Source organism: Rhizobium sp. BE258 (assembly GCF_031457345.1).
Classification (GTDB): Bacteria; Pseudomonadota; Alphaproteobacteria; order Rhizobiales; family Rhizobiaceae; genus Rhizobium.
This window is the reverse complement of the sequence record NZ_JAVDWL010000009.1, coordinates 16,962-42,744: the sequence shown is the minus strand read 5'-3', so window position 1 is coordinate 42,744 and position 25,783 is coordinate 16,962. Positions and strand designations below refer to the sequence as shown.

The window sequence follows — 25,783 nt, the reverse complement described above, 5'->3', positions numbered from 1 at the left end:
CCCATGCCCCGTCAGAATGTTCTTGTGACCGCCGCGCTGCTTCTGTCCGCGATCTGGGGCGCGTTCCTCGGCTCGGCGCATCTTGGCGGCGGCGCAACCTTTCTCGATCGTCCGGAAGCCTCGCTGACCGATCTCAAGAGCACGCTGCTCGGCAGGAGAACGCCGCCACCCGTCGTTACCATCGCGGCGATCGACGACCGGACAGCCGCGGCTCATGGCTATCCGCTCGACCGCGCGACGCTGGCCAAGGCCGTGACGGCTATTGCCGCCTTGAAGCCCAAAGTCATAGCGCTCGATCTGCTCTTCGTTGATCCCGGCAATGATGCGGCCGATAGCGCGCTGGCGTCGGCGCTTCAGCTTGCTCCGTCTGTGATAGCGGGTGCTGCAGTCTTCCCGCAAAGCGTCCAGTTCGTCGGCAACGAAGCAAACGATCCGCTGGCGGCCATTCCCGTCGCAGAGAGCCTGTTGCTTCCGCAAGAACGGCTTGCCGATGTCGCGGCAACGGGCATCGTCAATGTCTCGACGGACCAGACCGGCGTACCGCGCTTCATCCCGCTGCTGTCGCGCGGCGAGGGGCGTATCGACCCGTCCTTTCCGCTGAAGGCGGCGTCGCTGGCGATCGGCCACGATCCGGCATTCCAGCCCGGCGCGATCGCCTTTACCGACACCCGCATCCCGACCGACACAGGACAGCGTCTGCCGCTGACCTTCTACGGCCCACGCGGCACCATTCCGACTGTCAGCATCGCCGATGCGCTCGATGGCAAGCTCACCGCGCAGGAGGTGGCCGACAAGGTCGTCGTCATCGGCTCCACGGTCACCGGCGGCGGCGATGTCTTTCCGACGCCCTTCGATCCCGTCCTGCCCGGCGTCGAAGTGATGTCGACAGCGATCACGCACCTGGTCGCCGGGGACAGCGTCATCCGCGACCACAATGTCCGAAGGTTCGATGCAACGCTCGCGGTGCTGCTGCCGCTTGCTGTCGTCGGTCTGCTTGCCTGGCGGCGCAGCGTCATCGGTTTCGTGATGATCGCCCTGCTGTTCTTCGCCTGGGCTGGCGTCAATATCGCGGCATTCCGGCAGGGATACTGGCTGAGTGCGGCACTACCGATTGCCGCCGCGTTGCCACCGGCGCTGATCTTCGGCGCCGCGCAGCTGTTTACCGACCGCCGCCGCGCCCGCCTTTTCGCCGCGCAGAGCGAATTGCTGCAGCGGATCGAAGCGCCCGGCCTCGGGGAATGGCTGGCCCGGGATCCTTCCTTCCTCTCCCATCCCGTGCGCCAGAACGCAGCCGTCGTGTTCATCGATCTCTCGGGCTTTACCGGCATGAGCGAAGCCGTTGGTGCCGTCGCCGTCCGCGAGATTCTCAGCGGCTTCTTCGAGCTTGTCGATGAAGAGGCGCGCGCCCACCAAGGTGCCATAACCAGCTTCATGGGCGATGGCGCGATGATCCTCTTCGGCCTGCCGGAGCCCCAGCCGGACGATGCGGCGCGTGCTGCGGCCTGCGCACTGTCTCTGGCGGAGCGCACCCGCGCCTGGCTGGCGGCCAACCCGATGCTGCCCTCCGGCCACAAAGTCGGCTTCAAGATCGGGGCGCATTGCGGTCCCGTCGTAGCATCGCGTCTCGGCACGGGTAACCGCCAGCAGATCACGGCGACGGGCGACACCGTCAACGTCGCCAGCCGGCTGATGGAAGTGGCGGCCGGGCGCGGCTCGGAGATCGCTTTCAGCGCAGCGCTGGTGCATGCGGCCTCTCAGGGCGGTACACCGCCTGCGGGAGGAATTCTTGAGGGACCATTCGAGACGCGCATTCGCGGGCGGGCTGGCGGCATCGAAGTCTGGTTGCGGCGGCAGCAGGCTGCCTGAAACTGCGCTTTGACTTTTTGCCTGCAAAGGGATAGGAACGCGCCAACCGTTCGGCCAGGCAGATCCCGGCCAAGGCGCGCTTGCGCCTGAAAATTCCGAAAGACAGATCACATGACAGAGATTAACGGCGTCGTTCCGGCGATCGCCAAGGCGTTGTCGAAGCGCGGCTATACGGCGTTGACCCCGGTTCAGCAGGCAATGCTCGACCCGGCGCTTGCCTCGAAGGACGCCCTCGTATCGGCCCAGACCGGCTCCGGCAAGACCGTAGCCTTTGGCCTGGCGCTGGCACCGACGCTGCTTCAGGACGACGACCGCTTCGAGCCGGCAGCGGAACCGCTGGCCCTGGTCATCGCGCCGACTCGCGAACTCGCCCTGCAGGTCAAGCGCGAGCTTGAATGGCTCTACGAAATGACCGGCGCGCTGATCGTCAGCTGCGTCGGCGGCATGGATATCCGCAGCGAGCGCCGGGCGCTGGAGCGCGGCGCCCATATCGTCGTCGGCACGCCTGGCCGTCTTTGCGACCATATCCGCCGCCGAGCACTCGATATTTCGTCGCTGAAGGCCGTCGTGCTCGATGAGGCGGACGAGATGCTCGATCTCGGCTTCCGCGAAGACCTGGAATTCATCCTCGAATCGTCGCCTGACGACCGTCGCACACTGATGTTTTCGGCAACGGTGCCGGCGGCTATTGCCAAGCTCGCCAAGAGCTTCCAGCGTGATGCGGTTCGCATCTCGACGCAGTCGGAAGAAAAGCAGCATGTCGATATCGAATATCGTGCACTGGCCGTTGCTCCCTCTGATCGCGAGAATGCCATCGTCAACGTGCTGCGCTATTATGATGCCAAGAATGCCATCGTTTTCTGCTCGACGCGTGCGGCCGTCAATCACCTGACGGCGCGGTTTAACAATCGCAATTTCTCGGTCGTCGCACTCTCCGGCGAACTGACGCAGAACGAACGGACGCACGCGTTGCAGGCGATGCGCGACGGACGCGCCCGCGTTTGCATCGCGACCGACGTTGCCGCCCGCGGCATCGACCTGCCGGGCCTCGATCTCGTCATCCATGCCGACCTGCCGACCAACTCTGAAACGCTGCTTCACCGCAGCGGCCGGACGGGCCGCGCCGGGCGCAAGGGCGTCAGCGCCATCATCGTGCCGCTGAATGCGCGCCGCAAGGCCGAGCGCATTCTGGACGGCGCAGGCGTTTCACCGACCTGGGCCCGCCCACCGTCTGCCGAAGAGGTGATGCAGCGTGACGACGAGCGACTGCTTGCCGATCCGATTCTTAGCGAAGCGCAGTCTGACGACGACCAGACACTCGTCAATCAGCTGATCGCCAACTATGGCGCCGAGAAGTTGGCCGCCGCTTTCGTGCGGCTCTACCGCTCCAATCAGTCTGCGCCTGAAGACATCACCGAAGTCTCACTCGACGGCGGTGCACGCAAGCGCCGCGACAATGCCGATGGTCCGCGTGAGCCGAGCCAGAAGGGGCCGCGCGACGATTTCGGCGCCAGCGTCTGGTTCTCGCTTTCGGTCGGTCGCAAGCAGAATGCCGAACCGCGCTGGCTGATCCCTATGATCTGCCGCAACGGCAACCTGACGAAGCGCGAGATCGGCGCCATCAAGATGCAGCCGGAAGAAACCTTTGTGGAGATCGCTGCCGGCAATGCTGAGGCCTTTCTCGCGGCACTTGGACCGAACAAGACGATGGAACGCGGCATTCGCGTCAATCGCCTGAACGGCACACCCGATTTCAGCCGCCCGGCGAACGACCGGCCTGCAGGCAAGAAGGCCTACGAGGCACGCCGCGACGACGCCGTGCGCGACGACCGCCCGAAGGCGAAGTTCAAGAAGGACTTCTCCCCGGAGCAGGCGCCGGCTGGTGGCGAGCGCAGCGACAAGCCCTGGAGCAAGAAGCCCGGCAAGCCGAAATTCGAAGGCAAGCCAAGGGCGGAAGGCCAGAAGTTCGAAGGCAAGCCCAAGTTTGAGGGCAAGCCGAAGTTCGAAGGCCAGAAATTCGAGGGCAAGGGCGGCTTCGCTCCGAAGGGCAAGTTCAGCAAGAAGAAGCAGGGCTGAGGCTGGTGGCAACGCCATCCCGGCCGCTCGATAGCGGGCAGCAGCGATGACGATGATGGCCGGTGCGATGGTTCACGATGCGGAGGCGTTCATACGCCGCAATCTTGAGCTTCGCCCGGCACCATCAGTCCCGGAGATCGCTCTTTATGCCGCCCATCCGGCAAGCCGCCTTGGCCGCCTGTCGGGCGGCGGCGGAGAGCCGCCGTACTGGGCCTATCATTGGGCCGGCGGCAGCGCACTTGCCCGTCATATTCTCGAAAATACAGATGTCGTCAGCGGCCGCACGGTGATCGATCTCGGCTGCGGCTCCGGCATCGTTGCCATGGCGGCGGCGAAGAGCTGCGCGGCTCATGTGACCGCCGTTGATACCGACCGCTACGCGGTTGCCGCGACAGCGCTCAACGCCCAGGCAAACAGCGTCGTGATCGATATCCTCCAGGCTGACATTCTCGACGATCCACCACCTCCGGCCGATCTCATCCTTGCCGGCGATCTGTTCTACAATCGCAACCTTGCGCGCAGGACGCTGCCCTTCCTGCAGCGCTGCAGGGCGGCGGGCATTTCGGTGCTGATCGGTGATCCCGGCCGCAAGACACTGCCGCGCAGCAGGCTGACTGCCGTCGCTGAATACAGGGTCGCGGATTTCGGGGAAGGCGAGGCGAGCGGCGGTATCTACAGGCTCGCGAAGTGAACGGCGCCCGCGTGCAGGCGCCGCTCGATAAATTCACACGGCGCGCGTCAGGCCGCCGTCGACGCGCAGGTTCTGGCCGGTGATGTAGGCGGCGCCGTCGGAGGCCAGGAAGGCGATGGTGGCGGCGATTTCCTCGCTCGTGCCGTAGCGCTTCATCGGCACGCTGTCGCGGCGCTCTTCCGTCGCAGGCAGGCTGTCGATCCAGCCCGGCAGCACGTTGTTCATGCGGATGTTGTCGCCGGCATAGGTCTCGGCGAAGATCTTCGTGAAGGAGGCGAGACCGGCGCGGAAGACTGCCGAGGTCGGGAACATCGCGCTCGGCTCGAAGGCCCAAGCCGTCGAGATGTTGATGATGGCGCCCGACTTCTGCTTCTGCATGTGCGGCGTGACGAGGCGCGCCGGGCGGATGACGTTCATCAGATAGACGTCCATGCCGCGATGCCAATCTTCATCGGTAATCTCAAGGATCGGCGCGCGAGGTCCGTGGCCGGCGCTGTTGACGAGAACATCGATACGGCCCCATTCGGAGACCGCACGATCGACCAGCTTGCGGAGATCGTCGTTCGACTGGTTTGAACCGGTGACGCCGAAACCGCCGAGTTCCCGGGCAAGCTCTTCGCCTTTTCCAGACGAAGACAGAATCGCCACCTTGTAGCCGTCCTCAGCTAGGCGCTTTGCAGCCGCGGCACCCATGCCGCTACCGCCCGCCGTCACCAGTGCTACCTTATCAACCGACATGCATGCCTCCATTGCAGACGCGCACCGGACCAGCCGATGCGCCGTTATATGATGGCAGCCTTGATATCACTCCGGTTTTGCAAAGGCGAGCACTGCAACGGCTACATTGCTAACCGGAAGCGCATATCCTCAGGTTCGCGGTTCCGCTCGAAGCGGACAACCAGCTCATCCAGTGCAACGCCGATATCGGCATCGGTCCAGCCCTGGCTCTTCAGACGCAGGAAGATCTCCTGCATGCGGAGCCGCAGGAACACGGCGAGATCGGGATCGGAATCTTTAATCGAACGCATGGCTCTACTCTGAAATCCTCGAAACACGGCTGCGGAAAGAAACGGGCTCGCCACGCGAAACAGGAGGCGAGCCCTTGCCCTCGCAGGTCCGCCGACTTGCATCAGGCACCCGCCAAGACGGCGGGTATAGAATTGAAGGTTCGGAGGCGGATCGGACGCCTCATCTTCAAGTAACCATAAGACGGCATGCGTGTCGCGTGACGCGGCCGTGACACGACCTTTGCGCGAAAGCATCGCTTTTACCTGCATCCTACTGATCTGAAACGGGTCACTCTACGTAATCCCCGCCGAGAACGAGAGACATATTCATGCGGGTATTGATTATCGGATTGGGACTATTGGCAATCATTGCATGGGCAGCAGCCTTCTACATGACATCCGGCGCCTTCTGAAAACCCGCCTCACCGGTCAGTGTCCGGTGCCCGTTGGGACGATCGACAGCGCGGAAATCGCCATCGATGCGCCTTGCGGAAAAATAGATGATATATCATTTATTGTGATATCATCGGATATCGCTTCATGCCTTCAGAACACGAAAAGATTGCCGCCACCTTCGGTGCGTTGGTGGCGCAGACGGCGCGGTTGTGGCGCCGGGCTGCCGACCAGCGGCTGCAGCCCTTCGGTCTGACGGAAGCCACATGGCTGCCGCTGCTGCGGATCTCTCGTTCGGAGGTGCCGATGCATCAAAGAGCGCTCGCGGCATCACTTTCGCTCGATAATTCCTCGGTCGTCCGGCTCATCGACAATCTAGAAACGGCTGGCCTTGTCGAACGCCAGGAGGGCGAGGACCGGCGTTCGAAGGCGATTGTTCTGACCGAGGCCGGGAGGCATACAGTGATCGATGTCGAGCGCATCGCCCAGGGCGTCCGCGAAGAAGCGCTCGCCGGTCTCTCCGAGGCCGACATCGAGACGGCCTTCCGCGTGCTCGAGCATATTTCGAGCGTCTTTTCCCGCAACGGCGAGGAGCCGACACCGTGAATTCCCATCCTGGCCGCATGGCCGGCGCCGAACCGCTGACTGCCCGCAAGACCGTTCCCGTCTGGCTTCTGGCGCTGGTTACCTTCAGCGGCACGCTCGCCATGCATATTTTCGTGCCTGCCTTGCCTGCAGCCGCCACAGATCTTGGGGCGAGCATCGGCGAGATGCAGATGACGGTCAGCCTCTATATTTTCGGCCTTGCCGTCGGCCAGTTGATCTACGGACCGCTTTCCGATCGCTATGGACGGCGGCCCGTGCTGATGAGCGGGCTGGTGCTTTACACGCTGGCGGGGTTCGCCGCGCTGTTTTCACCAGGCGTCCATGCGCTGATCGTCGCGCGGCTGTTTCAGGCGCTTGGCGGATGCGCGGGACTGGTGATCGCCAGGGCTATCGTGCGGGACACCTCGACGGCTGACGACACGGCAAAACGGCTGGCCGTCATGAACCTGATGGTCACCGTCGGGCCTGGCCTGGCGCCGATCGCCGGCGGGGCGCTGGCCGCGACACTCGGCTGGCGGTCCATCTTTGTCGCCTTATGCGCGCTCGGCGTTCTCAACATGCTGATGACCTGGAAGATGGTGCCGGAAACCGGCAGGCGTAATGCGGAAGCATCGATGAAATCGCTGAGCCGCGATTATCTCGGTCTGCTTCGCTCGCCGGCCTTCGTCGGTTACGCCATTGGCGGCGGCTGCGCCACGACATCGATGTATGCTTTCACCGCTGCCGCGCCATTCATCGTCATCAATGAGTTGCACCGGCCGGCGACCGAGGTCGGCATCTGCCTTGCCCTGCTGATCTTCGGCTACTGGATCGGCAGCATGATCGCCACGCGGCTGATCGGCAGGATTGCCATGAAGCCGCTGATGCTCGTTTCTAACCTCGTCAGCATCGCGGCTGCAATCGCCTTCTTCGGGCTGGCGGCAACCGGCGAGCTCGGCCTGCTGCCGATGATGGCGGCGATCATGGTTTATACGATCGGGGCTGGGGTGGCGTCGCCGAATGCGCTGACGCTTGCCGTCAGCGTCAATCCGAAGGTCACAGGCTCAGCCTCGGGACTCTATGGAGCCACGCAGATGGCCGTTGGAGCCGTCTGCACTGCGCTGGCAGGTATTGGCGGCGATCCGGGCTTTGCCGCAGCGAGCGTCATTCTCGGCGCCAGCCTGTTGGCGCAGAGCTGCTTCTGGATCGGCGTGAAAGCCAGCCGGGTCAGGGCAGAAGCGCCGGCCGCAGCAGCATGACGGGGCAGGGCGCGCCGGCCTCAAGGGCGAGCGCATTTGGCGGACGGATGATCAGGCAATCGGCCTGCGCGAAGATCTTCATCATCGACGAATCCTGCTTGCCGAAAGGCCGCGCACGACGCACACCATCCGGTGACATCTCAAAGCTGGCCCGAACATAATCCTGTCGGTGATCGTTGGCCGCGAGATCGACCGCGGCCTCGACGATCGCTTCGCGTTTGACCGGTGGCAGCGAGGCGAGCTTGCGCAGCAGTGGTTCGAGGAATAGCAGGGCGCAGACGAGGCTCGAGACCGGATTTCCGGGAAGACCGAGAACATGGATACTGCCAAGGCTTCCGACCATCAGCGGCTTGCCGGGCCGCATGGCGATACGCCAGAAATCAAGCTGCATGCCCGCGGCGACCAGCGTTGCCTGCACGAGGTCGTGATCGCCGACCGATGCGCCGCCAAGCGTGACGATGACATCGGCGCCGGCGCCCTCGGCCCTACGTACGGCCTCAGTGATGGCCGCGCTATCATCCGGCACGATGCCGAGATCGAGCACCTCGCCACCGGCATTGCGGACGAGCGCGGCAATGCCGAAGCCGCTTGACGCAACGATCTGCGAAGGGCCGGGCATGCCGCCAGGTGTCAGCAGTTCATCGCCCGTTGCAAGGATCGCCACCAGCGGCTTGCGCAGAACCGGGATTTCGGCATGATTCATGCCGGCCGCGACCGTCAGCCGTGTGAAATCCATGACTGTGCCCGAGGTGAGCACCGTTTCGCCGAGACGGAAATCCTGCCCCCGCGGGCGGATATGCTGGTTTTCGCGAACCGGAAACTTGGTGCGGATGCCGCCATCGATCTTTTCGGCGTCCTCCTGAAGCAAAACGCTGTCGGCACTGTCAGGCACAGGCGCACCGGTGAAGATGCGGACGGCTTCGCCATCACCAATCGCGCCGTCGAATGCATGCCCGGCCGACGCGGTGCCGATGACGCGAAGTTCGGCGCCGGGCTCCGGCGCATCCGCGCGGCGCAGTGCATAGCCATCCATGGCGGAAGAGTTGAAGGGCGGCTGCGTCAGCCGTGCAGCAAGATCGCCCGCCAGCACGCGCCCATCGGCGGCGGCGAGCGGCAAGGTCTGCGCATCGGCGATCGGCGAGGCACTGCCCAGCAGACGCGCCTGCGCATCCTCGACCGGCAGCAGGCTCATGATTGCGCCTCCGGGTGACGGAAATCGCCGGACTTGCCGCCCGACTTTTCCAACAGCCTGACACCGCCGATTTCCATCGCCTTGTCAGCGGCTTTCGCCATGTCGTAGATCGTCAGGCACGCGACCGACACGGCGGTCAGCGCCTCCATCTCGACGCCTGTCTTGCCGGTCAGCTTCGCCGTCGCCGTGACCCTGAGGCCCGGAAGCGCTGCATCTTCGGTGATATTGACATTGACCTTGGTCAGCATCAGCGGATGGCAGAGCGGAATGAGGTTTGCCGTCTGCTTGGCCGCCATGATGCCTGCCAGCCGGGCCGTACCGATGACGTCGCCCTTCTTGGCATTGCCGTCGCGGATCAGCGCCAGCGTTTCCTGGGACATGCGGATATAGCCTTCGGCAGTGGCAATGCGCACGGCTTCGGCCTTGCCGCTGACATCGACCATATGCGCCTCACCAGCTGCATCGATGTGGGTGAGGCCAGGCTTGGCGCCGCTCATGTCATTCAGCCGCGATTGCCGCTTCGCCGAAGAGAAGCGCGCGGGTGGCCGCCGTGACGTCATCCTTGCGCATCAGGCTTTCGCCGACGAGGAAGGTATTGATGTTGAAGGCCTGAAGGCGCTTGCAATCGGCATTGATGAAGATGCCGCTCTCGCCGACCAGCAGCTTGTCCGAAGGCACCATCGCCGAAAGCTTCTCGCTGACGGTCAGGCTGACTTCGAATGTGCGCAGATTGCGGTTGTTGATGCCAAGAAGCGGGGACGAGAGCTTCAGCGCCCGCTCCGTTTCCTCTTCGTCGTGGACCTCGACCAGGACATCCATACCGAGCGCAAAGGCTTCGTCCTGTAGGCGCTCCGCATCGCTGTCCGTCAGCGAGGCCATGATCAGCAGGATGCAGTCGGCGCCCCAGGCGCGGGCTTCGTGGACCTGATAGGTCTCGAACATGAAATCCTTGCGCAGCGCCGGTAGCGCGCAGGCAGCACGCGCCGCTGTCAGGAATTCCGGTGCGCCCTGAAAGCTTGGCGTATCCGTCAGCACGGACAGGCAGGCAGCCCCACCGTCCTCATAGGCCTTTGCCAGGGCCGGCGGATCGAAATCCGGGCGGATGAGGCCCTTGGACGGGCTTGCCTTCTTGATCTCGGCGATCAGTCCGTAGAGCCCTGCATCGCGCTTGGCGACCAGCGCCTTGTGAAAGCCGCGCGGCGCCGATTGGCCTGCCTGCATTGCCTTGAGATCGGCGAGCGAGACCTTGGCCTTGGCGGCGGCGATTTCCTCGCGCTTGTAAGTCTCGATCTTCTTCAGGATATCGGTCATCGGTCGATCCTAGTCGATGTCGTTGGAAACGGCGATGAGTTTGTCGAGCGCGGCCGCGGTTGCGCCGCTATCGAGCGATTCCTTTGCCAGCGTCATGCCCTTGGCGATCGTCTCGGCCTTGCCGGCGACGACGAGCGAGGCGGCGGCATTGGCGAGCGCGATATCGCGGTAGGCATTCCTGGCACCGCCGAGGACGTCGCGGAGTGCCGCGGCATTGACGACACCGTCGCCGCCCTTCAGGGCAGAGAGCGTGCAGGGCGACACACCGAAATCGGCAGGCGACAGCTCGAAGCTGCGGATCTTGCCATTCTCGAGCGCTGCGACACTGGTCTTGCCGGTCGTGGTGATTTCATCGAGACCATCACCATGGACGACCCAGACGCTTTCGGAGCCGAGATCGCGCATGACTTCGGCTAGCGGCAGCACCCACTGCTCGGCGAAGACGCCGAGCAGCTGGCGGCGGACGCCCGCGGGGTTGGTCAGCGGGCCGAGCAGATTGAAGATCGTGCGCGTGCCGAGTTCGACGCGCGAGGGTCCAACGTGACGCATGGCCGAATGATGCTGCTGCGCGAACATGAAGCCGACGCCGGCTTCAGCGATGCAGCGCGAAATCACTTCCGGCGAAATCTCCAGCTTGACGCCGAGAGCGGCGAGACTGTCCGACGCACCAGACTTGGAACTCAGAGCACGATTGCCATGCTTGGCAACCGGGACGCCGGCGCCGGCGACGATCAACGCCGCCAGTGTCGAGATGTTGTAGGTGCCGCTGCCGTCGCCACCGGTGCCGACGATATCGATGGCATCGGCGGGCGCTTCGACGCGCAGCATCTTCGAACGCATCGTCGTGGCGGCGCCGACGATCTCATCGACCGTCTCGCCGCGCACGCGCAACGCCATCAGGAAGCCGCCGATCTGCGAGGGCGTTGCCTGGCCCGACATCAGGATGTCGAAGGCCTGGCGAGACTCGTCCCGTGTCAGGGGCTCACGGCTTGCGGCCTTAGCCAGAAGCGGCTTCAGATCGGTCATGCGCTAAAGCTCCTCCTAGCGAACGGTTGCCTGATCGGCGAGCGTCTGGTTGATCGAGGCGCTGTACTGCGTCTGCAGCAGTGTGACCATCTGGTCGAGGATGTCATCGCCGGCCGCATTGGCGACTGCTGCGATCTGCGCATCCTGGTTGTTCAGCGCATCGGTCGTCGGATCGGTGTTGACGTTGGTCACCTTCAGCAGGATCTGCGTGGTCGCGTCGGCGCCGACGGCATTGGCAACGGTGTCGGCCGGACCGCTGAAGGCAGCGCTGACGCCGCCGCGGCCGAGAACGGCATCGTCGGTGGTGCGGCTCACGCCGCTCTTGCTTTCGACGGCAATGCCGAGCGGTGCCGCGATATCGGCAAGCGACTTGCCCTTCTGCGCTTCCTGCTTCAGCTCGTCGGCCTTCTTGGCAAGTTCCAGCTTCTGCTGCTCCGCCGTCCAGTCGGCAACCGCCTTGTCGCGAATTTCGGCAAGCGGGCGATCGCGCTCTGGCGTGACTTCGCGGACGTCGAACCAGACGTAACCGTCATTGCCGAGGGCAAGTGCGACCGGCTGGGTGCCTGGCTCAGTCTTGAACGCTTCGCCGAGCAGCTGCTGCTTCGACGGGATGTCCTTGACCTCGTTGCCGTCCTTGTCTGCACCGGTGGCGTCGATCGCATCGACGACGACGGCCTTGAGCTTCAGCTCCTTGGCGATGTCTTCGAGTGACTGACCGGAGCTGCGCATGTCTTCGATATGATCGTGAACGTTGATGACTTCCTGCGAAGCGTTGACCAGCGCCAGCTGCTTGCGGATGTCTTCCTTGACCTCGTCGAGCGTCTTGACGGTTTCAGGCTTGATATTGGTGATGCGCAGGATCACCGGACCGAAGGCACCATCGACGACCGGCGTCGTACCGCCATTCTTGGTGACGGCGAAAGCAGCCTCGGCAACCGACTGATCGGGAACCTTGTCCTTGGTGAAATCGCCGAGAAGGACGTCGGTCGCGGTCTTGCCCTGATCTGTGACCAGCTGATCGAATGTTGTGCCGCTCTTCAGCGCCGTCTGTGCGGCGGCGGCGAGGTCCTTGTTGGCGAAGGTCAGCTGCTCGACGGTACGCGTCTCGGGCGTGCGGAAGGTTTCCTTGCGCTTGTCGAAATCTTCGCGGATCTGATCGTCGGTCACCGTCGCGACATCGGCGATATCAGCCGATTCGAGCTTCAGGTAGGCGACCTTGCGGTATTCAGGCGCGCGGTAGCGGGCCTTTACGCCATCGAACCACTTGGACAGCACATCGTCAGCAGGCGCCTTGATCGGTTCGATATTGGCGTTGGTGAGAAGCAGGTAATCGATGTCGCGGCTTTCCTGACGGTAAAGCTTGAGCGCGTCGACGAGAGCGGCCGGCGCCTTGAAGCCGTTGGAGACGGCATCTACGATCTGGCTGCGGACGGCGACCTTGCTGCGCTCGTTGATATAGTCGGCCTCGGGGATGCCGGCATTGCGCAGGCGCGAGGTGAAGAGGCTGCGGTCGAACTTGCCGCTGACGTCCTTGAAGGCCGGATCGTCGCCGATCAGCTGGGCAAGCCGGTCTTCGGAGAGGCCGAGATTCATGTCTGCGGCCAGCTGATCAAGCGAAGCGCCGGCAACCAGCTGGGCAATCGTCTGCTGCTCTACGCCGAACGCCTTGGCCTGCTCCGGGGTCAGGCGCATGCCGAACTGCTGGCTGAGGCTGGCAACCTGTCGCTGATAGGCCAGCCGGAACTCGTTGACGTCCACCTTCTGATCGCCGACCGTCACGACTGTCGTGCTCGAACCGCCGCCGATCAGCTCACGGGAAATACCCCAGATGCCGAAAGACGCGACCAGGAGAAGCATGAGGAGCTTGGCGACCCAGGTCTGGGCAGCTCTTCTCAGGATATGGAACATCGAAACGCAAACCTCGCATTAGATTCCGCCCATTCACGGGCAAAGCTTTCGACGTTCCTTAGAGCAAAGTAAGGCGGAAATGAAGCGCTATCCGACGAAAACATGACAGCATCCGGAATGGATTTGCGGTGCTTGCGGCAGGCAACAAAAGCACACCGGTACCGGAACCTTTCCGGCCCTCAGTTCGTTGTTGCGGCATCCGGAAAAATAGGAGCAGACAATGGCCGAACTGAAAACCGCCTCCGCCCAATCGACAGCCGCGCGCGTCAAGGCGGATATCGCCGCCGATGATCTTTCTGCGCAGGTCGCAGCCTTGCGCGAGGATCTGGCCCGTCTTTCGGAAAGTGTCGTCGCCTTGGGGCAGGGCGCCAAGAGCGCCGTGACCGACGAAGCGTCGGTGATGACGGAAAAGGTGCGCGACAAGGTGCGCGAGGAACCGATTTTCGCTCTCGCCGTCACGGCCGGCATTGCCTATGTGTTCGGACTGATGAGCCGCCGTTAACGATTGCGAGACAACAAAAAAGCCGGGAGCAAAACTCCCGGCTTTTTTGCGTTCAAATTCCGTGCGCTCAGCGCCGGACCATCCGGCCGATCGCGATCAGCAGGCAGGCGCCGACGAAACCGGTGATGAGATATCCGAGCCAGCCAGCCAGCGGCTGGATATGCAAAAGGCCGAGGATGAAATTGGCAACGATGGCGCCGATGATGCCCAGAATGATGTTCATGAACACGCCCATGTTGCTGTTCATGAATTTCTCGGCGAGCCATCCGGCAAGGCCGCCAATAATGATTGCCGCAATCCAGCCGACACTCTGATCTTCCATAATGATTTCCCTCCTAAGAAAACAACGAAATGAACGCGGAAACTGCAGAAAGGTTCCGTCCCGGTCACGGTTGCAACAGCGTGACCGGCATATGCAATGCATGTGTGAGCAGCTGGAACAGAAGGCCAGACAGCGCCAGGATCGCAAAGCCCAGCGGCATGATCAAACTCTTACTCGACATTTTTACTCACTCCCTTTGCCGATCGAGAATAGATCATCGGGAAAGGGCGGCAAGTTAAATATTAACGGATAGTTAAGCATAAAATTTGAATGAATCGGCGACGATGAAACCGTTTTTTACTTCGCCACGTAAAATATTCCAGGTTGCAAAATTAACGTGCCGTTAATGCATATTAGTGATCATCGATCTATAGCAACCTGGAGGAGACTCAGATGCGTCATTCACATCTCATGGAACATCTCGAAGCCGCTCGAAAGATTGCGGAAGCAGACAATGAAATGTTCGTCGCCTACTTGATAAAAATCGCGAAAGAGGCGGCGCGCAAGCAGGACAAGATGCCGCGCGATAAGCAGACGATTGCCGCTTGAGACGGTTGCAGCCACAGACCGAAGTGTCCGGAAATACGACGACAGAGCCAAGATTACCGGGCCGCCGAAGCCTTCCACTAGCACTCTGACGAGGCCTCCCGGATCGAAAGGACCTAAACCTCTTTCGATCCGGCAACTTTTGCGGGTTCTTCAGGGCGGCGAAAGTCAAGCGTTATCCAACCGTTCGGGACCACCTTATCCAATAGCGCAGAGCGATTACTGACCGCAGGCGGCAGATTTGCCAGGACTGACGACGTTTCCATCGGCATCGTGCGCAGCCTTCCGCGCAGATCTCCGTTCGCTACGGCAGTCGTTCACGTCGGTGCTGGAGTTCGAATCCCCGCTATTGATGGTGCTGTTCGTTGCGCTTGGATCAATCGTTCCGGGCTGCGCTTTGTCAGTGTCTCCGACGCGGCTACGATCATTAGTGCCGCTCACGCGTGAACCTGGGACCGTCCCGATCGACGAACCGGAGGCGCTCGCGCCGTCCGCAGACACGTTACCGGACTGGGCGAGGGCAACCGTCGCAAGACCCAGCGAGAGAACGACCGTGGCTGTAACTTTCTTCAGCATGGACTTCTTCCCTATGCATCGTCAGATGCTCTCCCAACAGCTGACGGCCCAAGATGTTCCGCACGCCTGATGGGACAGGCGAGCGCGCTTCCCGAAGCACAGATTTTTATGTCCGGCCCTTGCATTGCAACGCGGCTTTGCGTCATAAGGCGCTCGAAGGAAGAGTGTCCGAGTGGTTTAAGGAACCGGTCTTGAAAACCGGCGTGCGGGAAACCGTACCGTGGGTTCGAATCCCACCTCTTCCGCCAGATTTTGCTATTTTTCAGTATGTTAGGTGATGAAAAAATTGCTTGGCCTAAAGCCTGGCCTAATCGGGCGTGGCGACGCGCCTTGAACACTAAATGTGGTCCATATTGACAAATTTGTTATATTGGTCTACATTTAGTGTGTTGATCGCGGGATAAGACCGCGAGTGGTTAAGGCTGCACCCTGTAAGTCCTTCGCCATCCAGATCGCGGTTTTACGCATAGCCACTCGGTGGCGATTCCTTTCCGGGGAGTACCGGACTTCCAAGTTTTTCACATTTCGTGCCGTGAGCCTATTGCGCGCTTGGCATGTTTACATTGTCATCTCCGCAGTCGATCAACTGCGAAAGAGGAGGCTTATGATTTCCGCTGTCAACGATAACCTGCCGCGTTTGATGTCGCCGAACGAAGCTGCGGCAGCCACAACTTTCTCCAAAACAATGCTCTCCCTCATGGCGGCGAGTGGTAAGTTTCCTGCCGCCGTTGAGTTGAGCGAACGTCGAATTGCGTATGTGCGGTCTGAGGTTGAAGCTTGGATCGACGCGCGCATCGCGTCGAGACCTCAAGTAGCCGCCTGATTTCTGGACTTAGGCCGGTCCGCGGCCGACAATAACCCAAGCCACCACATCACCCACCATTTTGCCGACCGGCCGCCAGCCGGCGAGGGGGACCTATGACTGAAACAAACCTGACCATCACCGAACTTTTGACGCTCGCCAAGAGTGAGAATTTTGACGTGTACAGGGGCGCAGTCGTCCTTGGCTCACCGGAGCGCGGATACGAGGTGCAGCACGACTATGGCTCAGCCAACGTGAGCTACTGGAGCACGCACGAAGAGGCTCGCCAAGAAGCTGCACGTCTTTGGATTGCTGGCGAAGCGTCTCATATCGACGACTTCATAGTGAAGCGAGCCAGTGATGAGATCGCAGACCGACTTGATCGTTTCGATACCCTATTGGCCGCCGAGGCGGTGCGGATCGATGCAGAGCTTCGCGCATCGTAGCGCCCTCTAGGGTCAGGTTTTGAATATGAAACGCCTTAGAGGAGCAAAGAACAAATGGCGGCAGCTGCAGCGGAAACGCAGCCTAAACTGAAGGTCGGCGACCGAGTTTCGCATGTCGACTATGGCAGCGGCAGCGTAACGTTTGCTGGCAACTTCATGTCACGGGTGGAATTCGATGACGGTAGTACTCGCTCGATTATTCCAGACGAGCGGTGGTTCAGGCACGCAACGAATGCAGCAAACGACAATCATGCGGCGGCAACATCGTCCAGGACAGAAGCGCGGGAGGCTGAAAAGCCCCCCGCAGAAGAGCCACTAAACTTCGTCGATCCGACAGAGTGGAACGGCAAGCCAGTTCCGACGCGCCAATGGTATGCCGTAGACCTCATACCGCTGCGGCAGGTCACAATCGTGAATGGTGACGGTGGCGTGGGCAAGTCACTTCTGACGCTGCAAATCGCCGCTGCCGGCGCTATGGGCGTGGACACGTTGGAGATGTCACCAGCCGCTGGTCACACGCTCTATGTCGGAGCCGAGGACGAAGCGGAGGAGTTCTGGCGTCGCCTGATCGACATTGCTGAGGCTCACGGGAAGTCACTCGGCGACCTTTCGGGCTTCCGACTTTTGCCTCTGGCTGATCGAGATGCGCTTTTGTCCCTTCCGGACAAGAGCGGCAAAATGATGCCAACGCCGCTGATGGAAGGCATTTTCGACTTCGCAGCAGAATGGCAGCCACGCCTTATCGTGTTTGATACAGCCGCTGACCTGTTCGGAGGCGATGAAATCAAACGCGGCCAGGTGCGTCAGTTCATAGGCATGCTTCGCCAGGTCGCGATTGCTCTTGATTGCGCGGTAGTTCTTCTGGCCCATCCGTCGGTACAGGGAATGCAGAGCGGTACGGGTTCGTCAGGCTCTACGGCTTGGAATAACTCGGTTCGGTCTCGACTATATCTTACCCGGCCAGATCCAAAGGGCGCGGATGACCAAGATCAACGCGTGCTGAAAACGATGAAGGCCAACTACGGTACCACCGGAGGCGAGATCAAGATCCGGTGGAAGGACGGCGCATTCGTCCTCGATCGCGGCGGCGCAGTCTCACCAGCGGCAAACATGATCAAACGCAATGCCGAAAAGGCGTTCATCGACATCCTGCGAACGTTTGTCAGGACGGGGCAGAATTTGGGCGCATCTCGCGGCACAAACTATGCACCGTCGAGGATGGTGGAGCATCCGTCAGCCGAAGGCTTCACCAAGAAGTCTCTCGCTGATGCAATGCAGCGCCTGCTTGAGAAGGGGACGATCAAGCTCGTTTGGGATGGTCCTGCATCCAAAAAAAGACAGAGGCTAATCGTTACGGAGGACGATTACAGCGTTCGACGGAGCGGCGAGGAATGATGTTCCACCTCACGTTCCACCACGCTTCCACCACCTTCCACCAAGCGTTCCACCTCTCCCCCTATAACCCCCTGTGCGGTGGAAGCACCGCTTGCTGGTGGAACCAGCCGCTCACTTCACACCGCTAAACACAACACAGAAGAGGAGTACCGATATGTTCGCTGTCGCGAATTACTACGCCGAACGTCAGGTCTACACCAAGCAGGATGATGGAACGTTGAAATCTAGCTGGAACCCGTGCCGCGTGATCGGCGTGAAGGAGGAGGATGGCGAGCCAGCTTACATCGTCGAGTATGTGGAAGGTGGCATCACGCACCTGGGCACTGAGACCTATCTGAAGCACACCAGCCGCGGCAATCCGCTCTAAGCATGGCAAAGCACAGGATTCGGAAACATGTAGCAACCCCGCTGCCGCTAGCAATCTCGACGCATGTGGCGGATTCGACAGCACCACGTGACCCACGCTTCCGAGGGAACCATTATCGAAACCTCTTCGTCGACGCTCATCGGGTGATCGATGTTCTGCAGCTCAAGATTAGCAGCATCGAAGCGGAACGGGAAGCGATACGGAGACAGCGTGAATATGATCGCTCGCTCACCATCACTCGAACCGAGGCGGAGCAAGGCAGGCTAAGCGCCTTTCGCCTAGCCCGAGAGAAGGCCGCGCGATTGATGGAAGGGCCAGATGGCGAGCCGACATCACTAAGCGAGGCGATCCGCGACATTCCCGATATTAGACCGAAATGGAGCAACAACTGATGACACGCATGGCAGCGAACGACAATCGTCCGAAGATGGCCTACCGAGGTAAGTGGGTCGCAGGGGAATTCGTGCCAGAGACGCCGCAACACTGGTTCGACAAAGAGGAGGTCGCGAGAAAGGTGAAGGCAGAAGGGCAGGGCATGAACGTAATCCGCAAGCGCCTGGCGAAGCGCAACAAGCCATCTGATCCATGGGATGGCAAGGCGGCAAACGACAATCCGTCCCTGCCGATCATCAAGGCGCTGTTGGCGGAAGAAAACTTCGATCTGCTGGCACCGTTGCTGTACTACCGGCGCATCGAGGCTGCCGCGACAAGCGGAGCGCAGCTGGTGGGCACTTCGATAGGTAACGAGCCGCTACAGGCCGAGCAGGGCTTGTGGCTGGACGAGAAGACTGGCGCCATCAAGCGACAAGGCGAAAAGAAGTCGAAGGCCAAGGATGCGCAACCCTGGCAAGCCAAGTCGACCGACGTATTCAAGTGGACCTACACGAAGCAGTTGCCGGCGCAGGTTCCGACCAAGTGGAATGGCGATGCTAAGGTCATCGCTCGGATCGATGCCGTCGGTCAGTTGGCAATGCTACGCGCTCTGCTTGGCCCGACCATGGAGCCCTTCGAGGAAGCAGCGCTGCATGGCTCCACCCTGGAGAAGGTCGGCATGATGGCAGGCGCAAAGAGCTCGCGGTCGGCAATGGCCGTTGGGCGAGCGGTGATCCACATGGCGCTGTCCGTCATCCGTGACAGGGTAGGACCATTAACCAATGAGGACTTGGACGAGATGGTAGCCGCTTAGCGCTTGGTGCGCACCAGTTCCGGGAATTGTCAGGTTATATATATACGACACACAAAAGGCCGCCATCGCGCGGCTTTTTTCCATTTGAGGCGCTGAATTCGCGCGGACGCTCTGAGCTCGCAGCGATGCCGGGACAGCCTCAATACCCATTGCCCTATGCGCGCCTCCTCCGCTGCATTGGGCGATCGTGCGGCAGGTCGAGTGTGACCCCGTCAGCTTAGGCTCGGCGGGTCGTGCGCACTCCCTGCCGTTTTCGGTTTCATAGGTTACCGGGTGCAAACCGGGCGGACGGGTTGATCGCCGTCTAGCGTGTGGCGTTCCCTTACCGACCACCAAGTATTGGTTTCGGGTCCACACTTCGTTTCGCTGGCATAGCTCAGTCGGTAGAGCGCCTCCTTTGTAACGAGGATGTCGTGGGTTCAACTCCTGCTGCCAGCACCAAATCAGATGCGCGCACCGAAGAGGCGACGCGCTATCGTCGACTGTATGCCTCGGCAAGGTGGCAGACACTGAGGCGCCATCAGCTTGCGCTGCACCCCCTTTGTGAATGGTGCCTTGAGCGCGAGGACATCACCGAAGCCACCGAGGTGCACCATGCCACACCGCATCGAGGTAACCTGAGCCTGTTCTGGGGTGGGCCTTTCGTCTCGACATGCAAGCCGTGTCACTCGTCGAGAGGTCAGCTTGAGGACCACGGCAAGGTCGTGGTGCGGTATGGCCCCGATGGTTGGCCGATCTAGGGTGGGGAGGGGTCTTCCATTGTTATGGAGCATCGGCGCCGACTTACCGGCGGTCCCCATTCGTACACAGCGCCACATTTCAAAAGTTGAGGGTTAGCGCATGGCAAGGCCGCGCACGCCAAAGGCGAAGGCAGCCGTGACCGGCGCAGACAAGAAGAACAAAGGCCGGTTCGAGACGCGAGCCGAGCCTGTGGTTGCCGATGAACTCGGCGAACCGCCGGCATGGATGCCCGTCGGCCAGCAGGCCGCTTGGCGCGTCCTCGCAACTGAAATTCCGTGGCTCAACAGCTCGCACCGAGCGCTGGTGGAAATCGCAAGTTACATTCGCGGGCGCCTTATGGCCGGCGAAGATGTTGGCGTCCAGGCGCTGAACCTCCTGAGGCAATGTCTGGGACAGATGGGGGCGACGCCGGCTGACGCATCGAAGGCAGGGGCAACACCAGATGGCGAAAAGACGGACCCCGCCGACAAGTATTTCTGATGATCCCGCGACCGCGTATGCGAAAGCGGTCGTTTCTGGCGAGATTGTCGCTGGTCCGCACGTTCGCAATGCCTGCCGCCGTCATCTCGACGACCTGGTGCACGGCGCGGAGCGCGGCCTGATCTGGGATCCGGCCGCGGAGGCCCGTTTCCGAGGCTATTGCCGCGACGTACTTCGCCTCAACGGCGGCCAGTTCGAGGGTCGGCCTTTCATCCTTGAGCCAAGCCAGGCGTTTATCGCTGGATGTTTGTTCGGATGGAAGCGAAAGAACGAGAACGGGAAGGTCGTGAGGCGTTTTCGTCGCGCCTATGTCGAGCAGGCAAAAGGGCAGGGCAAGTCGCCGTTCGCTGGCGCTGTTGGCCTATACTGCATGACCGCTGACGGCGAGGCCGGCGCGGAGATTTATGCTGCGGGCAAGGACAAGGCGCAGGCCTTTGTTCTCTTCCGTGATTCGGTTGCAATGTATGAGCAGTCGCCGAAGCTGAAACGGGAACTGACGCCATCTGGCGGCAATCCGGTTTGGAACCTGGCGCACATCAAGTCACGATCGTTCTTCCGGCCCATCTCGCGGGAGCAGGCCCATAGCGGTCCGCGCCCGTACGTGGCGCTCTGCGACGAAATTCACGAGCATCAGAACGGCCATACGCTGGAAATGCTCGAACGCGGCTTCAAGTTTCGCGACCAGCCGCTCCTGCTGATGATCACCAACTCAGGTTCGGACCGCAACTCGGTCTGCTGGGCAGAGCATCAGTGGGCGGTAAAGGTTGCGGCGGGTACGGACACTCCCGATGAAGAGTTCGCCTACGTCGGTGACGTGTTCGGCACCAGCGACGAGTGCTTTTCGTATGTCTGCGCACTCGACAAGGACGACGACCCGTTCACCGATCCGTCATGCTGGATCAAAGCGAACCCGCTTCTCGGCGTCACGCTGAAATACGAATACTTGGAAGGTGTCGTGGCGCAGGCGCGGGACATTCCCTCGAAACGCAACAATATCCTCCGCCTTCATTTCTGCGTCTGGACCGAATCCGACACGGCCTGGATACCTCGGCCTCTCCTTGAGAGGGTGATGGTCGACTTCGATCCGTACGTGGAGCACAAAGGCGCGCCGATCACTGCCGCCGGGCTCGATCTCTCCGGATCCAAGGACCTCACAGCGGCGGCATTCGTTGTCGAGACCGGCACCAAGCGCGTCACGCGCGCCGACGGCTCCGAGGCGGACCTTCCAACCTATGATCTTTGGATTGAGGCATGGACGCCACGTGACACCATGGACGAGCGGTCGAAAGTCGACCATGTGCCCTACCGGGTTTGGTTCGAGCAGGGATATATCAATGCCCCTGAAGGCTCGCGGATCCGTTATGATCATGTTGCGGCGCTGTTCTCCAGGCTAAACTCCGAGCATGGAATTTCTGTGCTGGCGTTCGACAAGTATGCTTTCGACAAGTTCGAGCAGGAACTCGACGAGTATGGCGTCGAGCTGAAGACGGTTGCGCACCCACAAGGCGGGAAGCGGCGTGCCAAGCCCGACGAAGAGCGGGTGCAGGCAGCAAAGGCCTCAGGTCAGCCGGCGCCTCTTGGTCTTTGGATGCCGGGCAGCGTCGGGGCGCTTGAGGCTTTGATCCTCGAAGAACGTGTGCGCCTGCGCAAGTCTCCGATCCTCCTGGGTGCCCTGATGGGCGTCGCCATCGAGACCGATCCTCTCATGGGGAACCAGTGGTTTTCCAAGAAAAAGGCGACGGTACGCATCGACCCCGCCGTTGCGGCTGCAATGGCTGTAGGTGCGGCGGTTGACGGCTTTTTCGAAATTAAGCCGGTGGCATCCCCATGGGATGACCCCGAATTTTCCCTCAACAAGGCGGCATAATGGCTATCAAAGACTGGCTCTCCCGCCGAAATGAGGGAAAAGCGCCGGAAACTCGCGCATCCATTGAAAATCCGACGGTGCCTGTGAGCGCGGAGAACTTTTTCGCGTTCTTCGGTGTAAATTCAGCCAATCTGCCGGCGGTGAACGTCGACAAGGCGCTGACTGTGCCTGCTGTCTGGGCTGCCGTAGCTTTCCTGTCCCGTACTCTCGCTGCGATACCACGACATGCGTATCGCGACACGAAGGAAGGCGCGAAGCGCGTCAACGGTAAACTGGAGACGGTCGTCAACGGCGCGCCGAACGACATCATGGGCTCATTTGCCTTCTGGCAGTGGTTCTGGGGGCAAGTTTTCACGGAAGGGCGCGGCCTCGCGTACATCGAGCGTACGCCGCAGGGCGTGGATTCGCTCTGGCCCATGGATCCGAAGAAGACGACCATCAAGCGCAATGGCGTGAAGATCGTCTATCAGTACGAGGGCCAGGAATACGACGCGGCTGACGTTATCGACGTGCCTTTCATGCGCCGCAGCTGCGGCTTGAGGCATTATGGCCCGATTTCGCAGGCCTCGAAGGCGATTCAGCTCGCCATCGCCATGAACGACTACGGCAGCAACTTCTTTGCCGGTGGCGGTGTCCCGCCGCTGTCGCTAGAAGGTCCGCTCCCGGCGAATGGCGACGCGATGAAGCGCGCCACCTCAGACGTCATGCGAGCTGTCGAGGGCGCCAAGAACGCCAACGAACCGGTTTTCGCTATTCCTACTGGCTACAAGCTGAGCCCAGTCGGCATAGATCCCGCCAAGGGGCAGATGGTCGAGGCCCGCCGCTTCCAAGTGGAAGAGATCGCCCGTGCTTACCAGCTCCCGCCGGTGTTCCTGCAGGATCTGACGCGCGCGACGTTCAGCAACGCCGAGCAGCAGGATCTGCATCTCGTCAAGCACCTGATCGGTCAGTGGGCCAAGGCGCTTGAGGACGAGCTTAATCTCAAATTCTTCGGTCGGAACAACAACGGCCGCTACATCGAGCACAATCTCGACGGACTGCTGCGCGGCGACTTCAAGACCCGCATGGAAGGTTATGGCATCTCAATCCAGAACGGCATTCGTACGCCGGACGAGGTTCGAGGGCTGGAAAACCTGCCGGCTATCGGCGGAGAGGCTGAGAAGCTGCACATTCAAGGGGCAACGGTGCCCCTTGGGTCTCAGCCAAAACCTGGAGCCACACCGCCGGCCGCCAATGATAACACAGATCCCGAGGCAAAGGCCGCATGACGACAGAAATCGAAAAGCGCAGTCATATAGAGGCGGTTGAACACCGCGCTTCGGATGACAAGCGCACGCTCGTTGGCTATGCGGCCGTCTTCGAACGCATTGCCGACATCGGCGGATATTTCCAGGAGAAAATCGCGCCAGGCGCTTTCGCCGACGCGATCAAGGGCGACATCCGCGCACTCGTCGACCACGACATGGGCCGTGTTATCGGCCGCACCAAGAGCGGCACGCTAAGGCTTCAGGAAGATGGCAAGGGCCTTCGCGTCGAGATCGACGTTCCTGACACCACAGACGGCAACGATCTCTGGGTGCTCGTCGAGCGCGGTGATATCAGTGGCATGAGCTTCGGCTTCCGCGTCACCAAAGAGACATGGGACGAAACCGGCGATGTTCCGGTTAGGACGATTGAGAAGCTGAACCTTCTTGAGGTTTCTGCGGTCGCATGGCCGGCCTACGACGACACCACGATCGGTCTTCGGTCGCTGGATGCGGCTAGGGCTGAGGGTGGTGCTCGCAATCAGCGGAACGCCGCTCGTCGCATTGCTGAACGCCGCGCGAACGCTGAACAAAAGTTTCGGGGCATCCGGCAGGACGTCTCGTAGCCCAGCCGTAAGGCTGTAGTCACCCGGCACCAGCCGGAGGGCCGGACAGGACGTCCTGCCAAACCCAACAAACCACCAAATTGGAGACTTGCATGACTCTCACTGAGCTGCAGGAAAAGCGCGGCCGTCTTGTAACGGAAGCTCGCGCTGCCCTGGACGAAATCAAGAAGAACACCGACGAAGCCCGCTCCGTTGAGCTTGAGGCCCGTCACGACGCCATCATGGCGGACTTCGACAAGGTCGAAAAGAACATCGAGCGCGAAGAGCGCCAGGCGGCTATCGAAGCCCGCTTTGAGCAGCGCCGCCAGGAACGCCGCCCCGGCTCTCGCTCGGAAGATCGCGCATCAGGATCGGATACCGGCGACGAACTTTCGTACCGCTCGGTATTCTACAAGTTCATTGCGACCGGCGCCGATCTTGCTTCGCTTGAGCCGGAAGAGCGCGCCGTGCTTAAGGCTGGCGTTCAGCTCGGCGAAGAATATCGCGCGCAGTCGTCTGCAACCGGTGCGGCCGGCGGTTACACCGTCCCGACCGAGCTCGCGGACATCCTGATCAAGTCCATGAAGGCCTTTGGCCCGATGTACGATCCGGGAGTCACCACCGAGATAAACACGACCTCAGGCGCAGTTATTCAGCTGCCGACGATCGATGATACTGCTGGCACGGCTTACGCCCACACCCAGGGCGCGGACATCGTCGATGACGGTTCTGCCGACGCAGTGTTCGGCCAGAAGCAGCTTGAGGCCTATGTCTACGACACCAAGTTCATCAAGTTCTCCATGGAACTAGCACAGGACAGCATCTTCAATATCGAAGCGCTGCTCGGTGACCTGCTTGGCGAACGTCTCGGGCGCCTTGCCAACCTGCAGCTGACTGTGGGTACCGGCAGCTCTGCCCCGAACGGTGTCGCCACTGCTTCGACGCAGGGTAAGGTAGCCGCCTCCGCTACGGCCATTGCGTCTGACGAAATCATCGACCTGGTCCACTCTGTCGACGCGGCTTACCGCCAGTCGCCGAAAGTCGGCTTTCAGTTCAACGACACCACGCTGTCCGCCATCCGCAAGCTGAAGGACGGTCAGGGCAATTACCTCTGGCAGATGGGCGATGTCACCAAGGGTCAGCCCGGTGCGCTGCTCGGCTACCGGTACGACATCAACCAGGCTGTCGCGAATATCGCGACCGGTAACCGCTCGATGCTGTTCGGGGACTTCTCGAAATACTTCGTCCGCAAGGTCGGCTCCCCGGTGATCGGTGTGATGCGCGAGCGCTTCTGGCCGAACCTCGGCGTCGCCGGCTACATCCGCTTCGACGGTGAGCTGGCTGACACCGCTGCCATCAAGCACCTGAAGCAGGCCTAACGTTCTGTGCG

26 protein-coding genes and 2 tRNA genes are annotated in these 25,783 nt (G+C 61.2%); 19 read left to right on the top strand and 9 right to left on the bottom strand.

The features are described 5' to 3' along the window. Positions 1-3: 3 nt before the first annotated feature. The 3 genes from J2X43_RS26640 to J2X43_RS26630 all read left to right on the top strand — a co-directional run bounded on the left by J2X43_RS26640 (position 4) and on the right by J2X43_RS26630 (position 4,633). Positions 4-1,866, top strand: a complete 1,863-nt coding sequence (locus tag J2X43_RS26640) for an adenylate/guanylate cyclase domain-containing protein (protein ID WP_310299780.1) — start codon at positions 4-6, stop codon at positions 1,864-1,866. A 111-nt stretch (positions 1,867-1,977) separates the two neighbouring features. Beyond that, positions 1,978-3,942, top strand: a complete 1,965-nt coding sequence (locus J2X43_RS26635; RefSeq protein WP_112518501.1) for a DEAD/DEAH box helicase — start codon at positions 1,978-1,980, stop codon at positions 3,940-3,942. A 46-nt stretch (positions 3,943-3,988) separates the two neighbouring features. Next, positions 3,989-4,633: a 50S ribosomal protein L11 methyltransferase gene (locus J2X43_RS26630; protein WP_310299776.1), complete on the top strand. Its 645-nt coding sequence runs from the start codon at positions 3,989-3,991 to the stop codon at positions 4,631-4,633. A gap of 33 nt (positions 4,634-4,666) precedes the next feature. Here J2X43_RS26630 and J2X43_RS26625 read toward each other — a convergent pair whose 3' ends face one another. Continuing rightward, positions 4,667-5,371, bottom strand: a complete 705-nt coding sequence (locus tag J2X43_RS26625; protein WP_112518516.1) for an SDR family oxidoreductase — start codon at positions 5,369-5,371, stop codon at positions 4,667-4,669. Positions 5,372-5,472: 101 nt separating this feature from the next. Continuing rightward, positions 5,473-5,661, bottom strand: a complete 189-nt coding sequence (locus J2X43_RS26620) for a hypothetical protein (RefSeq protein WP_112518500.1) — start codon at positions 5,659-5,661, stop codon at positions 5,473-5,475. A gap of 519 nt (positions 5,662-6,180) precedes the next feature. On the opposite strand from J2X43_RS26620, the gene J2X43_RS26615 reads away from it, so the two are divergent. Both J2X43_RS26615 and J2X43_RS26610 read left to right on the top strand, forming a co-directional pair. Next, complete coding sequence (locus J2X43_RS26615) at positions 6,181-6,639, top strand: MarR family transcriptional regulator (protein WP_310299769.1); 459 nt, start codon at positions 6,181-6,183, stop codon at positions 6,637-6,639. Beyond that, positions 6,636-7,877 carry a multidrug effflux MFS transporter gene (locus J2X43_RS26610; RefSeq protein ID WP_310299766.1) on the top strand — a complete coding sequence of 414 codons (1,242 nt, stop codon included), beginning with the start codon at positions 6,636-6,638 and terminating at the stop codon, positions 7,875-7,877. Before J2X43_RS26615 ends, J2X43_RS26610 begins: the two co-directional genes overlap by 4 nt. Here the strand turns inward: J2X43_RS26610 and glp are convergent. From glp to J2X43_RS26585, 5 genes are read right to left on the bottom strand one after another with little or no spacing between them, the layout of a single operon-like run. Continuing rightward, on the bottom strand, positions 7,846-9,069 hold the full coding sequence (gene glp, locus J2X43_RS26605) for a gephyrin-like molybdotransferase Glp (protein ID WP_310299762.1): 1,224 nt from the start codon (positions 9,067-9,069) through the stop codon (positions 7,846-7,848). The two genes, J2X43_RS26610 and glp, sit on opposite strands and share 32 nt — an antisense overlap. Next, complete coding sequence (moaC, locus tag J2X43_RS26600) at positions 9,066-9,566, bottom strand: cyclic pyranopterin monophosphate synthase MoaC (protein ID WP_310299759.1); 501 nt, start codon at positions 9,564-9,566, stop codon at positions 9,066-9,068. The genes glp and moaC overlap by 4 nt, the downstream gene beginning before the upstream one ends. Position 9,567: 1 nt before the next feature. Further along, positions 9,568-10,380 carry an indole-3-glycerol phosphate synthase TrpC gene (trpC, locus tag J2X43_RS26595; RefSeq protein WP_310299755.1) on the bottom strand — a complete coding sequence of 271 codons (813 nt, stop codon included), beginning with the start codon at positions 10,378-10,380 and terminating at the stop codon, positions 9,568-9,570. A 9-nt stretch (positions 10,381-10,389) separates the two neighbouring features. Then, a complete protein-coding gene (gene trpD, locus J2X43_RS26590) occupies positions 10,390-11,406 on the bottom strand; it encodes an anthranilate phosphoribosyltransferase (RefSeq protein ID WP_112518494.1) in 1,017 nt (338 codons plus the stop codon). 15 nt (positions 11,407-11,421) lie between these two features. Beyond that, entirely contained in the window at positions 11,422-13,314 is a 1,893-nt protein-coding gene (locus J2X43_RS26585; RefSeq protein WP_310299752.1) for a SurA N-terminal domain-containing protein, read from the bottom strand. A 220-nt stretch (positions 13,315-13,534) separates the two neighbouring features. Between J2X43_RS26585 and J2X43_RS26580 the strand changes: the two genes are divergently transcribed. Then, entirely contained in the window at positions 13,535-13,816 is a 282-nt protein-coding gene (locus tag J2X43_RS26580) for a hypothetical protein (protein ID WP_112443920.1), read from the top strand. Between the two features lie 67 nt (positions 13,817-13,883). On the opposite strand, the gene J2X43_RS26575 is transcribed toward J2X43_RS26580, so the two are convergent. Then, positions 13,884-14,138 (bottom strand): GlsB/YeaQ/YmgE family stress response membrane protein, encoded by a 255-nt coding sequence (locus tag J2X43_RS26575; RefSeq protein ID WP_112387376.1) that lies wholly within the window; start codon positions 14,136-14,138, stop codon positions 13,884-13,886. A gap of 411 nt (positions 14,139-14,549) precedes the next feature. Here J2X43_RS26575 and J2X43_RS26570 point away from each other — a divergent pair, with 411 nt between their 5' ends. Further along, positions 14,550-14,687: a hypothetical protein gene (locus tag J2X43_RS26570; RefSeq protein WP_310299748.1), complete on the top strand. Its 138-nt coding sequence runs from the start codon at positions 14,550-14,552 to the stop codon at positions 14,685-14,687. Between the two features lie 216 nt (positions 14,688-14,903). Here the strand turns inward: J2X43_RS26570 and J2X43_RS26565 are convergent, their stop codons facing one another. Next, positions 14,904-15,260 (bottom strand): hypothetical protein, encoded by a 357-nt coding sequence (locus J2X43_RS26565; RefSeq protein WP_310299745.1) that lies wholly within the window; start codon positions 15,258-15,260, stop codon positions 14,904-14,906. 158 nt (positions 15,261-15,418) lie between these two features. Between J2X43_RS26565 and J2X43_RS26560 the strand changes: the two genes are divergently transcribed. From J2X43_RS26560 to J2X43_RS26505, 12 genes are all read left to right on the top strand, one after another. Next, positions 15,419-15,508 (top strand) — tRNA-Ser (locus tag J2X43_RS26560). 356 nt (positions 15,509-15,864) lie between these two features. Continuing rightward, positions 15,865-16,083, top strand: coding sequence for an AlpA family phage regulatory protein (locus tag J2X43_RS26555; protein WP_310299742.1), 219 nt, complete (start codon positions 15,865-15,867; stop codon positions 16,081-16,083). 95 nt (positions 16,084-16,178) lie between these two features. Then, a complete protein-coding gene (locus J2X43_RS26550; RefSeq protein ID WP_310299739.1) occupies positions 16,179-16,508 on the top strand; it encodes a hypothetical protein in 330 nt (109 codons plus the stop codon). A 54-nt stretch (positions 16,509-16,562) separates the two neighbouring features. After that, positions 16,563-17,903 carry an AAA family ATPase gene (locus tag J2X43_RS26545; protein WP_310299737.1) on the top strand — a complete coding sequence of 447 codons (1,341 nt, stop codon included), beginning with the start codon at positions 16,563-16,565 and terminating at the stop codon, positions 17,901-17,903. Positions 17,904-18,057: 154 nt separating this feature from the next. After that, positions 18,058-18,270, top strand: a complete 213-nt coding sequence (locus J2X43_RS26540) for a hypothetical protein (RefSeq protein WP_310299735.1) — start codon at positions 18,058-18,060, stop codon at positions 18,268-18,270. 391 nt (positions 18,271-18,661) lie between these two features. Then, positions 18,662-19,456, top strand: coding sequence for a hypothetical protein (locus J2X43_RS26535; protein WP_310299733.1), 795 nt, complete (start codon positions 18,662-18,664; stop codon positions 19,454-19,456). Between the two features lie 365 nt (positions 19,457-19,821). Next, a tRNA-Thr gene (locus J2X43_RS26530) sits at positions 19,822-19,897 on the top strand. A 399-nt stretch (positions 19,898-20,296) separates the two neighbouring features. Next, positions 20,297-20,677 (top strand): hypothetical protein, encoded by a 381-nt coding sequence (locus J2X43_RS26525; protein WP_310299730.1) that lies wholly within the window; start codon positions 20,297-20,299, stop codon positions 20,675-20,677. After that, positions 20,640-22,544, top strand: coding sequence for a terminase TerL endonuclease subunit (locus J2X43_RS26520; RefSeq protein WP_310299727.1), 1,905 nt, complete (start codon positions 20,640-20,642; stop codon positions 22,542-22,544). The genes J2X43_RS26525 and J2X43_RS26520 overlap by 38 nt, the downstream gene beginning before the upstream one ends. Then, positions 22,544-23,812: a phage portal protein gene (locus J2X43_RS26515; RefSeq protein WP_310299723.1), complete on the top strand. Its 1,269-nt coding sequence runs from the start codon at positions 22,544-22,546 to the stop codon at positions 23,810-23,812. Before J2X43_RS26520 ends, J2X43_RS26515 begins: the two co-directional genes overlap by 1 nt. Next, entirely contained in the window at positions 23,809-24,414 is a 606-nt protein-coding gene (locus J2X43_RS26510) for an HK97 family phage prohead protease (RefSeq protein ID WP_310299720.1), read from the top strand. Before J2X43_RS26515 ends, J2X43_RS26510 begins: the two co-directional genes overlap by 4 nt. Positions 24,415-24,506: 92 nt before the next feature. Further along, positions 24,507-25,772: a phage major capsid protein gene (locus J2X43_RS26505; RefSeq protein ID WP_310299717.1), complete on the top strand. Its 1,266-nt coding sequence runs from the start codon at positions 24,507-24,509 to the stop codon at positions 25,770-25,772. Positions 25,773-25,783 lie beyond the last annotated feature (11 nt).

Excerpts from the sequence above, each read along its gene's own strand:
- J2X43_RS26520 (WP_310299727.1), top strand. The coding sequence starts at position 20,640 with ATGGCGAAAAGACGGACCCCGCCGACAAGTATTTCTGATGATCCCGCG.
- J2X43_RS26565 (WP_310299745.1), bottom strand. The coding sequence starts at position 15,260 with ATGCTGAAGAAAGTTACAGCCACGGTCGTTCTCTCGCTGGGTCTTGCG.
- J2X43_RS26550 (WP_310299739.1), top strand. The coding sequence starts at position 16,179 with ATGACTGAAACAAACCTGACCATCACCGAACTTTTGACGCTCGCCAAG.
- J2X43_RS26620 (WP_112518500.1), bottom strand. The coding sequence starts at position 5,661 with ATGCGTTCGATTAAAGATTCCGATCCCGATCTCGCCGTGTTCCTGCGG.
- J2X43_RS26635 (WP_112518501.1), top strand. The coding sequence starts at position 1,978 with ATGACAGAGATTAACGGCGTCGTTCCGGCGATCGCCAAGGCGTTGTCG.
- moaC (WP_310299759.1), bottom strand. The coding sequence starts at position 9,566 with ATGAGCGGCGCCAAGCCTGGCCTCACCCACATCGATGCAGCTGGTGAG.
- trpC (WP_310299755.1), bottom strand. The coding sequence starts at position 10,380 with ATGACCGATATCCTGAAGAAGATCGAGACTTACAAGCGCGAGGAAATC.
- J2X43_RS26625 (WP_112518516.1), bottom strand. The coding sequence starts at position 5,371 with ATGTCGGTTGATAAGGTAGCACTGGTGACGGCGGGCGGTAGCGGCATG.
- J2X43_RS26575 (WP_112387376.1), bottom strand. The coding sequence starts at position 14,138 with ATGGAAGATCAGAGTGTCGGCTGGATTGCGGCAATCATTATTGGCGGC.
- J2X43_RS26525 (WP_310299730.1), top strand. The coding sequence starts at position 20,297 with ATGGCAAGGCCGCGCACGCCAAAGGCGAAGGCAGCCGTGACCGGCGCA.
- trpD (WP_112518494.1), bottom strand. The coding sequence starts at position 11,406 with ATGACCGATCTGAAGCCGCTTCTGGCTAAGGCCGCAAGCCGTGAGCCC.
- J2X43_RS26585 (WP_310299752.1), bottom strand. The coding sequence starts at position 13,314 with ATGTTCCATATCCTGAGAAGAGCTGCCCAGACCTGGGTCGCCAAGCTC.
- J2X43_RS26540 (WP_310299735.1), top strand. The coding sequence starts at position 18,058 with ATGTTCGCTGTCGCGAATTACTACGCCGAACGTCAGGTCTACACCAAG.
- J2X43_RS26545 (WP_310299737.1), top strand. The coding sequence starts at position 16,563 with ATGGCGGCAGCTGCAGCGGAAACGCAGCCTAAACTGAAGGTCGGCGAC.
- glp (WP_310299762.1), bottom strand. The coding sequence starts at position 9,069 with ATGAGCCTGCTGCCGGTCGAGGATGCGCAGGCGCGTCTGCTGGGCAGT.
- J2X43_RS26570 (WP_310299748.1), top strand. The coding sequence starts at position 14,550 with ATGGAACATCTCGAAGCCGCTCGAAAGATTGCGGAAGCAGACAATGAA.
- J2X43_RS26630 (WP_310299776.1), top strand. The coding sequence starts at position 3,989 with ATGACGATGATGGCCGGTGCGATGGTTCACGATGCGGAGGCGTTCATA.
- J2X43_RS26505 (WP_310299717.1), top strand. The coding sequence starts at position 24,507 with ATGACTCTCACTGAGCTGCAGGAAAAGCGCGGCCGTCTTGTAACGGAA.
- J2X43_RS26580 (WP_112443920.1), top strand. The coding sequence starts at position 13,535 with ATGGCCGAACTGAAAACCGCCTCCGCCCAATCGACAGCCGCGCGCGTC.
- J2X43_RS26535 (WP_310299733.1), top strand. The coding sequence starts at position 18,662 with ATGACACGCATGGCAGCGAACGACAATCGTCCGAAGATGGCCTACCGA.
- J2X43_RS26515 (WP_310299723.1), top strand. The coding sequence starts at position 22,544 with ATGGCTATCAAAGACTGGCTCTCCCGCCGAAATGAGGGAAAAGCGCCG.
- J2X43_RS26555 (WP_310299742.1), top strand. The coding sequence starts at position 15,865 with ATGATTTCCGCTGTCAACGATAACCTGCCGCGTTTGATGTCGCCGAAC.
- J2X43_RS26510 (WP_310299720.1), top strand. The coding sequence starts at position 23,809 with ATGACGACAGAAATCGAAAAGCGCAGTCATATAGAGGCGGTTGAACAC.
- J2X43_RS26615 (WP_310299769.1), top strand. The coding sequence starts at position 6,181 with ATGCCTTCAGAACACGAAAAGATTGCCGCCACCTTCGGTGCGTTGGTG.
- J2X43_RS26640 (WP_310299780.1), top strand. The coding sequence starts at position 4 with ATGCCCCGTCAGAATGTTCTTGTGACCGCCGCGCTGCTTCTGTCCGCG.